Source organism: Enterobacter sp. GER_MD16_1505_Eko_090, assembly GCF_003331015.1.
GTDB lineage: Bacteria > Pseudomonadota > Gammaproteobacteria > Enterobacterales > Enterobacteriaceae > Enterobacter > Enterobacter roggenkampii.
In genome coordinates, this window is record NZ_PUQF01000068.1 from 1 (window position 1) to 1,006 (window position 1,006).

The 1,006-nt window shown below is 53.6% G+C and carries 1 protein-coding gene; it reads left to right on the forward strand.

Translation table 11 applies throughout. The annotated features are described in order from the left end of the window. Positions 1-26: 26 nt before the first annotated feature. Positions 27-950: an IS5-like element IS903B family transposase gene (locus tag C6A40_RS24795; protein WP_001118619.1), complete on the forward strand. Its 924-nt coding sequence runs from the start codon at positions 27-29 to the stop codon at positions 948-950. The last annotated feature ends 56 nt before the right edge of the window (positions 951-1,006 follow it).

Consider the following 1,006-nt stretch of genomic DNA (forward strand, 5'->3'; position numbering starts at 1 on the left):
ATCTTCCCGACAACGCAGACCGTTCCGTGGCAAAGCAAAAGTTCAAAATCACCAACTGGCCCACCTACAATAAAGCCCTCATCAACCGTGGCTCCATAACTTTCTGGCTGGATGATGAAGCTATTCAGGCCTGGTATGAGTCAGCAACACCTTCTTCACGAGGCAGACCTCAGCGCTATTCTGACCTTGCCATCACGACTGTGCTGGTCATTAAACGCGTATTCAGGCTGACCCTGCGCGCTGCGCAGGGCTTTATTGATTCCATTTTTTCTCTGATGAACGTTCCGCTACGCTGCCCGGATTACAGCTGTGTCAGCAGGCGGGCAAAGTCGGTTAATGTCAGTTTCAAAACGCCCACCCGGGGTGAAATCGCACACCTGGTAATTGATTCCACCGGGCTGAAGGTCTTCGGTGAAGGCGAGTGGAAAGTCAAAAAGCATGGCCAGGAACGCCGCCGTATCTGGCGTAAGCTGCATCTCGCCGTTGACAGTAAAACACATGAAATCATCTGCGCTGACCTGTCGCTGAACAACGTTACGGACTCAGAGGCCTTCCCCGGGTTAATCCGGCAAACCCACCGGAAAATCAGGTCAGCCGCCGCCGATGGCGCTTACGATACCCGGCTATGTCACGATGAACTGCGGCGTAAGAAAATCAGCGCGCTTATCCCTCCCCGAAAAGGTGCGGGTTACTGGCCCGGTGAATATGCAGACCGTAACCGTGCAGTGGCTAATCAGCGAATGACCGGGAGTAATGCGCGGTGGAAATGGACAACAGATTACAACCGTCGCTCGATAGCGGAAACGGCGATGTACCGGGTAAAACAGCTGTTCGGGGGTTCACTGACGCTGCGTGACTACGATGGTCAGGTTGCGGAGGCTATGGCCCTGGTACGAGCGCTGAACAAAATGACGAAAGCAGGTATGCCTGAAAGCGTGCGTATTGCCTGAAAACACAACCCGCTACGGGGGAGACTTACCCGAAATCTGATTTATTCAACAAAGCC